Genomic DNA, 8,561 nt, shown 5'->3' with positions numbered 1-8,561 from the left:
CTTTCCGGTTTACCTTTTGTTCTTAAAGTTCTTTGTAGGTTAAAATTAAAACTATGCGAAAACTATTTTGGTGTAGAAATGCTGCATAAAGAGAAAGATTGTTTACAAGATGAAAATAAAGCTAAAATACTACTAACTATTTTTGAACAAAATTGGCTTCATGTTCGGCATATTGAAAACGAAAGAATTTTATGTTTGAATGCATACGTTGCGATTTTAGCGGCTTCAATTCATATTTTAACCGGAAAAAATGTTAATTATAGAATCTTAATAATTATTCTTCTCTTAATATTTTCATTAATTAATTTGGTCTTGGCTTTAAAGATGGAAGCTGTGATAGAAGACTATGTTAATAAAAACAAAAAAATAGCTGAAAATCTGGGAATACAAGAATTTGTAGGTTTAAGAGTTAAATCCGGTATATGGAAGTTTATTAGATTAAAGTATTTATTTCCCAGTTTTTACGGAGTGATGCTTATTATCTTCACTTACTTTTTAGCCGAAAAATTTTGAAATTAAAATCTTAGGAGCTACTATGTGGCAGGTTCTGGTTCTGTTTTTAGCCCTGATTCTCCCGTCTGTTGCCCTTTCAACGGAGATAAAAGACACGATTACTATCTACAGGGAAGTTAAGCCGGATGTTTACTGTATTTCTGTTTCCGTCTCTTCTCGGGGAGGGAGTGAGTCGTCGGTTCTTCAGGCCCTTTCAAGGGCTGACGACTATATAAGGAACCTAAAACTCCGATATACCGGTGGGAAGTTCACCGTTTTCCCGAATAGAGAGTGGATTCCCTCTGAAAGGAGATACAGGATAGTCGGGTTTGTTGGAAGGATTAACTACAGGTTCCTCCTAAAAAGCCCATCTCAGCAGGAGGAGGTGATAAGGGCTCTGGAAGAGGCAAAGAGGGGAGCTCCCCTCAACTACTCCATCTCGTCCGTTGGCTGGTGCGTTTCAGATAAGCTTAGAAAGAGAGTATTAGAGGAATTGAAGATAGAAGCCCTGAAGGAGGCAGAAAGTGAGGCAAGGGTTTTCGGGAGGGAGCTCCGCTCAAAGTGTCTTCTCAAATCTGTAAGCTTCTCAACGGTCAGCAGGCCGCCGATTATAATGGAGTCTGTAAGAGCTCAATCTGTAAAACTCCCGCAACCGCCCCAGAACAGCCAGAAAATAGAGATTAGAGCTTCTGTTCAAATAAACTGCAGGTAGGAGGTGATATGAGGGTAGGAACGCCCCTTTCACACAACGCGACGAAGGTTCTCCTTTTAGGAAGCGGGGAGCTTGGGAAGGAGTTTACCGTTGAAGCGATGAGGTTGGGAATAGAGGTTGTGGCAGTTGACTCCTACCAATTTGCTCCCGCCCAGCAGGTTGCCCACCGCTACTACGTGATAGACATGAGAGACGGAAGACAGATAAGGAACATCGTCTACAGGGAAAAGCCCGACTTTATAGTTCCAGAGATTGAGGCAATAGACACAGACATGCTCTTAGAGCTTGAGAAAGAGGGCTTCAACGTTGTTCCAAGCGGAAAAGCCGTTAAGCTGACAATGGACAGGATTGGAATCAGAAGGCTTGCGGCAGAGGAGCTTGGACTGAAGACTTCCGGCTACAGGTTTGCAGAGACTTTAGAGGAGTATAAAAAGGCTGTTGAGGAAATAGGTCTTCCTGTTGTCGTTAAGCCCGTTATGAGTTCATCCGGTAAGGGGCAGAGCGTTGTTAGAACTCCTGATGAGATAGAGAAGGCTTTTTACTACGCAAAGGAGAACGCGAGGGGTAAGGGAAACGCCCTTATCATTGAGGAATTTATAGACTTTGACTTTGAGATAACACTTCTGACGGTTAGAACGAAAAATCAGGGAACCCTCTTCTGCCCGCCAATCGGCCACAGGCAGGTGGAGGGGGACTACCACGAGAGCTGGCAGCCACAGGCAATGACTGAAACGGCTCTTAGAAAGGCTCAGGAGATGGCAAAGGCCGTAACAGATGCTTTAGGGGGCTACGGAATCTTCGGGTGTGAGTTCTTTGTTAAGGGAGATACCGTCTGGTTTAGCGAGGTTTCACCGAGGCCCCACGACACGGGAATGGTAACGATGGCAAGCCAGAACATGAGCGAATTTGAGATTCACCTGAGGGCAATTTTGGGTCTTCCCATTCACATTGAGCTTATCTCCCCCGGAGCTTCCTACTGCTTCCACGCCAAGACCCACTCGGTAGCTCCCGAGTATGAAGGATTAGAAGAAGCTCTAAAGGAGCCAAACGTCTGGGTGAGGGTATTCGGAAAGCCCACAACGAGGCCAAAGAGGAGAATGGGAGTTGCCGTTGCAAGGGGAGAGAGTGTAGAGGAGGCAAGAGCTAAGGCAAAAAGAGCTGCAGAGGCGATGAGGGTTATTGAAAATGGTTAAGATGGCAACCTTTGGAGGCGGATGTTTCTGGTGTATAGAGGAGGCTTTCAGCAGAGTTGACGGCGTTTTAGAGGCCGTTCCCGGCTACGCCGGAGGAGAGGTTGAGAACCCTACATACGAGGAGGTCTGTACCGGTAAAACCGGCCACGTTGAGGCGGTTCAGGTTAAGTACGACCCCGAAAAGGTTTCCTACAGGGATCTGCTGATAACGTTTCTGACTTCCATTGACCCCACAGACCCGGGAGGCCAGTTTGCAGACAGGGGAAGCCAGTATAGGCCTGTAATCTTCTACCACGACGAGGAGCAGAAAAGATTGGCAGAGAAGGCTCTGAAAGTTCTTGAAGAAAGCGGACTCTTCTCTGAGCCGATAGCTGTTTCTGTTGAGCCTTTTAAGAACTTCTACCCTGCAGAGGAGTACCACAGGAGGTACTTTGAGAAGAACCCGATGCACTACTTCTACTACAAAGAGGGAAGTGGCAGGAAGAGGTACTGCGAGATAGTGTGGGATAAGAAAGGAGGAAGGAGAATCCTTGAGGAGAACCTTTAAGGCTTACGCCGTTCAGTTTGAAACTGTAGAGTGCGATTTTGAGAGGAACTACTCCCGGTTCCTCTCACTTTTAAACTTCTGTGAGAAGGGTTCTTTAGTAGTTGCCCCTGAGGTTTTCCCAACAGGTTTCTGCTACGAAAGAGTAGATGAAGCTGTAAAGTTCTCTAAAAGGGTTTGCAGGGAGCTCCTCTCCTTTTCAGAAGGTCTAGGCATTACCCTCGTCTTTACTGCTTTTGAAAAGGTTAACGGGAAATTCTTTAACTCTGTTAAGGTCTTTGACAGGGGAAGAGAGCTCCTCTCAAGGCCGAAGGTTAAACTGTTTCCACCAACTGGAGAGACGGACTACTTCACTGCCGTAAGTTTTGACGACTTAAAGGTTGCAGAAACCTCTGTAGGAGTTGTCGCTCCCGTAATCTGTTTTGAGCTGAGGTTCTATTCTGTTTTAGAAAGGCTTAAAACCTTAGGAGGAGAGGTCTTCACAGTTTCGGCACAGTGGGGAAGGGCAAGGAAGTTCCACTGGGAGCTCTTTGTTAAGACTAGGGCTGTGGAGCTCCAGCGGTTCTTCGTCGCCTCAAACGGGACAGGGAGGGAGATGGGAGGGAGCTCCCTCATCGTTGACCCGTGGGGAAGAGTCATCTCAGAGGCCGGAGACTCTGAGGGAGTTATCTCAGGAAACATTGATACAGCCGTAATCTACCAGGTTGAGAGGAAGCTCCCCCTGGATTAACCTGTCTTCTCCTCAACCCCCTCTGCCATCTCCTTCATCCTCTCCTTCAGGAAGTAGTCTATCGTCTCAACCCGTATCTTTATTGAGCCAGACGGCCTGTTCTCGTCTATTTCGTGGAAGGTAAAGTATGGAACGCCGCTCTTCTCCACTATTTCGTCAATAACCGAGTAGATGGGGGCGTCGTGGCCACACCGGAATGAGGAGAGGTCTAATAGGGCAATGTTTGGGTGGCGTGAGCCGTAGAGAGCTCCCCACACCTTTTTAGTGCTGTTCTCACTGTAGGCCTTCGGCCAGATATCCCTGATTTTAAACGGATCTCTGTCGGGGAATACCTTTTTCAGAAACTCCTCTGTTATCGGGAGCGAGTCTATCGTCAGAATCGGGTAGCCCAGTTTCTGGAGCTCCTCCGTTATCCCGTGGTTTATTCCCGGGTCGTTGTGGTAAGGCCTTCCAAGGACTAAAATGGCTATCTTTCCCTCAAGCTCAACCTTCCTTAAGATTTTCTCTCCCAACTTCCTCATCTCGTTCGTGTAGGCCTCAAGGGCTTTAAACCCTTCCTCAACTGCCCTGTCGCTTTCCTTCCTGGTTAGAGAGAGTAAATCCTTAAAGGCCTCGTACATCTCCCACTTGAGGAGCTCCTCGTCGTCAAAGTGAAGGATCGGGTCAACAAACTCAATTCCGAGTTTTTTGAATATGTCTTCCTCTTTCGTAAGAACAGACTTTACAGAGATGGGTGTTGCAGTAACCGTTGGGCAGGCGTGGGAGCCCTCAGCGTCCTTAAAGAGGGTTTTTAAAGTCGCTACTTTTGGAAAGAGTATAAAGTCAGGCTTTTTCTTCAGGAGGTTCCTTACGTGGGCGAGGGCAACTTTACTGGGGAAACACGGGTCTATCGCTCCTCCACGGAGCTCTTCCCTCACCATCTTCTCGCTTGTGTAATCTGAAAAGACGAAGTTCTCAACCCCAAGGGACTCAAGGTATCCCCTGAAAAAGGGAGCAAGGGCGTAGAAGTTTAGAACCCTTGGGATTCCGGCCTTCAGCCTCTTCCTCTTCTCAATAACGCTCTTCCTTGTAAAAATTCCAAAAACCCTCTCCTGATACACCTTACTGACCGGGTAGCTCTCAAATACCTTTTTGGCTGAAATCTCCTGGAGGTTGGGATTTTCCTCTTTAATTTTCTGGAACTTTTTAACAACCCCTTTTACGTCCTTAACGTCTAAAACGGTTCCCTTCTCGCAGGGTGCAATTATGTAGAGCTTCTCCCCTACTCTGGCGTTTACCTTTACAAATGTCCTCTGGCACCTGTTTGTGCAGAAACTGCACCTTGTCGTCTCGTCGCTCTTAACGGTGAAGTTCAGCGAGAGGAGCTCCTCAAGTCCTATGAAGTTCGTTCTTCCCGTGTAGTTCCTCATGGCCTCAACGGCGGCACCGAAAGCTCCCGCCTCTCCCGTTATCGGGTGGACGAAGACCTCTGCGTCTGGAACCCTCTCCTTTATGAAGTCGTACTGAGCTTTAACAGCCGCAAGATTCCTCTGTGTTCCTCCTTGAAGGAGAAACCTCTTTCCAAGTTTCCTCAGGTTGGGCTCCTTAACAACGTAGAGCCAGACGTTCTTGGGAAGAACCTTGGCAAGGCCTGCCATTATCTCGTGGGGCTCCCAGCCAAGTCTCTGGAAGTTAACGATGTCCTGCTCTAAAAAGACTGCACAGCCGAAGTTGAACCTTGGAGCGTATTCGGCCTTAAAGGCAACGTCTGCAAACTCCTCAACCCTGTAGCCGAACTTCTCAGCCGTTGACTGGAGGAAGTAGCCGTTCCCCGCAGAACACTGTGTGTTTAGCTTAAAGTCCTTAACCTCTCCGTTTTTCAGCATCATTACCTTTATGTCCTGTCCGCCAACGTCAACGATAACGTCTACGTCTTTAAAGAAGTGCTTTGCCGATATTGTGTGGGCAACTGTCTCAACAACTGCAACGTCTGCACCTATGGTCTCTTTGAGCATCTCTTTAGCGTAGCCTGTTGTTCCAACTGAGAGTATCTGGAGCTCCGCCCCATTCCTCTCAACCTGTTCTTTTAACCTCCTTACAACCTCCTTCGTATCCTCTAAAGGGTTCCCTTTAGAGAGTGTGTAGGCCGTTGCAAGGAGTTCCCCATTCTCATCAATCAGGACAGCTTTCGTTGACGTTGACCCCCCGTCTATTCCTAAGAATGCCTTGACCTTTTCTCCCTTTTTAAACTCTTTGGGCTTAAAAGGCTTAACTCCAAACTTTTCCCTGAACTCCTCTAAACTCTCTCCCGGCTTTAAGAGTCCCTTCTCCCCCGTTTTTGCCTTTAGGTGGATAAGTGTCTTCCTGAACTCCTTAAGTCCTTCGGCTCCTATGTATGGGCTCTCCTCAAACTGTGAAAAGAGTGCAGAACCGAGGGCTGCGTAGAGGTGTGAGTTCTCAGGAAGAAGAAGTGAGTTCTCGTTGTAATCAATTCCCTTCTCTTTCCAGAGCTTTTCAAGGTGGTATCTCCAGGCCTCAACAAGGGCAGGGAAGTAGGTGTTCGGCCCCCCAAGGAGGAGAACAACAGGTCTTAGGGTGTGTCCTCTGGTTAGAACTGCAAGGTTTTGAACAACGATTGCGTTAAAGAGTGAGATGAGGAGCTCATCGGCAGGAACTCCCGCCTTCTGGAGGCTGTTTATGTCAGTTTCTGCAAAGACCCCGCACTTTGCCGCAACCGGATGGACTTTAGAGGGATTGAAATGAATTGTTGTTGCAACGTCCAACGGGAGCTTTAGCTTTGAAACAATCCTATCTATCGTTGCCCCCGTTCCGCCGGCACACTTATCGTTCATGGTTGTTATCTTTCTCCTCACACCGCCAGCGTCCACCCAGAAGATCATCTTTGCGTCCTGTCCGCCAAGCTCAACAACCGAGTTGACTTCAGGGTGGAGGGTCTCAACTGCAAGGCTTACGGCGTTAACCTCCTGAACGAACTTCACTCCAAGAGCCCTTGCTATATCTCCACCGCCGCTTCCGGTCATGAAGAGCTGGAAATCCTTTCCGGCTATCTCCTCAAACTTCTCAAGGAGCTTTAAGACCTTTTCGGGCTGTTTGGCCTCGTGCCTCTCGTAGTGGCTGAAGACTATGTTGTTATCCCTATCTAAAAGAACTCCCTTAACGGTTGTTGATCCGACGTCTATTCCAGCTTTAAACATTACCCCTCCAGAAGACCTTTAAGTGAAAGATCTAAGAGCTCCTCAACGGCGCTCTCAACGGTCGGGATTTTCCCCTCAAGGAGCTCCCTTCCTATTTCCAGGAAAGCTCCTAAAATTGCCGCTGAAACTACGTTGACATTGCACTCCCTCACAATCCCCATCTCCATACCTCTAAGGAGGGCACTCTCTATGAGCCCTTTAATTTCTTCAAAGAACTTTTCAAGAACGGCATCAAACTCAGGGTTCAGTTTGTAAGGGTGGTAGAGGATGAGTTTTGCAAGCTCTCTATCCTCAACAAAAAGGCTTAGAACTTCCCGAACGTTCTCCTTCAGCTGCCCCAATGGGTTCTCCCTCGGCAGGAGCTTCAGCCTTGAGGAGATTTCACCAACCAAGTTCTCCAGAACTTTCTTGTAGATGTCATCTTTGTTCTTGAAGTAGAGGTAGAACGTTCCCCTTGCAATGCCCAAGGAGTCAACAATGTCTGAAACCGTAAGTGAGTGAAATCCCTTTTCAGAGAAGAGCTTTTTTGCCTGTTTGAGAATCTGTCTCTCCCTTTCTTTCACGCCTCCTCCACTGAACTGACATGTCAGTTCAATAGAAAATTAATCCTCAGTTGGTAGAATTTTCAAGAACTAACGGAGGAAGAGATGAGGAGAGCTCTCCTTTTAATTCCCCTTTTCATTACAGGATGCGTCTCAGCGGGAGACCAGAAGATAAACACCCTTCAGGCTAAAATTCAGGTGTTAGAGGTTCAGAATCGGTCTCTACAAGAGGAGCTCTCCAAAAAAGAGAAAGAGATTCAGGTTTTAAGGGAAGAACTGACGAAGCTGAAAACAACAGTTAACAACATAGAAAACAGACAGCTCAAGCAGGAGGCGAAGGAGATTGAGCTCAGCAGAGCTCTCCTCTCAACGAAGAAAGTTTCCGCAAGAACCGTTCTAACCCTGAAAAAAGAGCTGAAAGAGACAGAAACAGAGGTTAACCGGGTAGAAAAGAGGGTTTCAGACCTTCAGAGTCAAATTGGTGCGCTTAAAGAGTGCTGCCAGAATGGAAATACAAAACTCTCTCAGATAGAATCTCAGCTGAACAGCCTCTCTTCCCGCATATCTGCCGTTGAGGAGAAACTTCAGAAGCTCAGGATACCTTCCATAAAGATTGAAAAGGTCAAACCATCTTCTAAGTAAATTTAAATAGCTCTCTTTTCTGTGGGTTAGGTTGATTTCTCTCTTTCAGGAAATCTCTGGATAGTTCTTTAACGCTTTCCAGTTCTTCAAAAACCGCGCCCCATTTTTTCTCAGGCGGAAAGATGAAAATCTTATTACCCGATTTCGTCATACACAGTTCCTTCTCTTTCACTGCAAACTCTTTGGGTATCCTGACTGCCTGAGAATTACCGCTTACTTTCGTTACTTTCACGTAAACTCCTCGGTAAGTTCAAATGAAACTTCACTTAATTAGAGAGTGGAAGAGGATAAAGAGCAGTGCAAGGGCTGCAACTATGAGGATGGCGTTTGAGGTGTAGGAGCGTTTATAGGCCGACGCCACCTTGTCGTAGTTTTCAGGAATTTTAGAGGGAGCTCTCTTCTTCACCTCTTTTAACAGTTCCTCAAAGCCTGACAAAGAGTCGTCAACAACTGCAAGTTTTCCGTTTTTATCTGCAATGAAGAGGAAGTATTTTCTTCCGGGAGTGAGGGAG

General features: G+C 46.9%; 10 protein-coding genes. 6 read left to right on the top strand and 4 right to left on the bottom strand.

Translation table 11 applies throughout. From position 1 onward, the window contains the following. The 5 genes from F8H35_RS01715 to F8H35_RS01695 form a co-directional block, all read left to right on the top strand. Positions 1-513: hypothetical protein (locus F8H35_RS01715; protein ID WP_472571845.1), on the top strand; the 513-nt coding region annotated here is incomplete at its 5' end. A 22-nt stretch (positions 514-535) separates the two neighbouring features. Further along, on the top strand, positions 536-1,204 hold the full coding sequence (locus F8H35_RS01710) for an SIMPL domain-containing protein (RefSeq protein ID WP_472571844.1): 669 nt from the start codon (positions 536-538) through the stop codon (positions 1,202-1,204). 8 nt (positions 1,205-1,212) lie between these two features. Beyond that, entirely contained in the window at positions 1,213-2,397 is a 1,185-nt protein-coding gene (gene purT / locus F8H35_RS01705; RefSeq protein WP_472571843.1) for a formate-dependent phosphoribosylglycinamide formyltransferase, read from the top strand. Next, positions 2,390-2,944 carry a peptide-methionine (S)-S-oxide reductase MsrA gene (gene msrA, locus F8H35_RS01700; RefSeq protein WP_472571846.1) on the top strand — a complete coding sequence of 185 codons (555 nt, stop codon included), beginning with the start codon at positions 2,390-2,392 and terminating at the stop codon, positions 2,942-2,944. Before purT ends, msrA begins: the two co-directional genes overlap by 8 nt. Next, positions 2,928-3,671 carry a nitrilase-related carbon-nitrogen hydrolase gene (locus F8H35_RS01695; protein WP_472571842.1) on the top strand — a complete coding sequence of 248 codons (744 nt, stop codon included), beginning with the start codon at positions 2,928-2,930 and terminating at the stop codon, positions 3,669-3,671. Before msrA ends, F8H35_RS01695 begins: the two co-directional genes overlap by 17 nt. Here the strand turns inward: F8H35_RS01695 and F8H35_RS01690 are convergent. Together F8H35_RS01690 and F8H35_RS01685 are read right to left on the bottom strand one after the other, a co-directional pair. Then, complete coding sequence (locus F8H35_RS01690) at positions 3,668-6,865, bottom strand: BadF/BadG/BcrA/BcrD ATPase family protein (protein WP_472571841.1); 3,198 nt, start codon at positions 6,863-6,865, stop codon at positions 3,668-3,670. The genes F8H35_RS01695 and F8H35_RS01690 overlap by 4 nt on opposite strands. Beyond that, positions 6,865-7,428 carry a TetR/AcrR family transcriptional regulator gene (locus F8H35_RS01685; protein ID WP_472571840.1) on the bottom strand — a complete coding sequence of 188 codons (564 nt, stop codon included), beginning with the start codon at positions 7,426-7,428 and terminating at the stop codon, positions 6,865-6,867. Before F8H35_RS01685 ends, F8H35_RS01690 begins: the two co-directional genes overlap by 1 nt. An 84-nt stretch (positions 7,429-7,512) precedes the next feature. Between F8H35_RS01685 and F8H35_RS01680 the strand changes: the two genes are divergently transcribed. Next, positions 7,513-8,049 (top strand): hypothetical protein, encoded by a 537-nt coding sequence (locus F8H35_RS01680; protein ID WP_472571839.1) that lies wholly within the window; start codon positions 7,513-7,515, stop codon positions 8,047-8,049. Here the strand turns inward: F8H35_RS01680 and F8H35_RS01675 are convergent. Further along, positions 8,042-8,281 (bottom strand): antitoxin, encoded by a 240-nt coding sequence (locus F8H35_RS01675; protein WP_472571838.1) that lies wholly within the window; start codon positions 8,279-8,281, stop codon positions 8,042-8,044. The two genes, F8H35_RS01680 and F8H35_RS01675, sit on opposite strands and share 8 nt — an antisense overlap. 30 nt (positions 8,282-8,311) lie before the next feature. Beyond that, on the bottom strand, positions 8,312-8,561 hold a 250-nt coding region (locus F8H35_RS01670), incomplete at its 5' end, for a hypothetical protein (RefSeq protein ID WP_472571837.1).

The sequence above is a fragment of the Thermovibrio sp. genome, from assembly GCA_015488335.1.
In the GTDB taxonomy this organism is placed as follows: domain Bacteria; phylum Aquificota; class Aquificia; order Desulfurobacteriales; family Desulfurobacteriaceae; genus Balnearium.
The sequence above is the reverse complement of the archived record's forward strand: the minus strand, read 5'-3'. Positions and strand labels throughout refer to the sequence as shown.

Excerpts from the sequence above, each read along its gene's own strand:
- F8H35_RS01710 (WP_472571844.1), top strand. The coding sequence starts at position 536 with ATGTGGCAGGTTCTGGTTCTGTTTTTAGCCCTGATTCTCCCGTCTGTT.
- purT (WP_472571843.1), top strand. The coding sequence starts at position 1,213 with ATGAGGGTAGGAACGCCCCTTTCACACAACGCGACGAAGGTTCTCCTT.
- msrA (WP_472571846.1), top strand. The coding sequence starts at position 2,390 with ATGGTTAAGATGGCAACCTTTGGAGGCGGATGTTTCTGGTGTATAGAG.
- F8H35_RS01690 (WP_472571841.1), bottom strand. The coding sequence starts at position 6,865 with ATGTTTAAAGCTGGAATAGACGTCGGATCAACAACCGTTAAGGGAGTT.
- F8H35_RS01680 (WP_472571839.1), top strand. The coding sequence starts at position 7,513 with ATGAGGAGAGCTCTCCTTTTAATTCCCCTTTTCATTACAGGATGCGTC.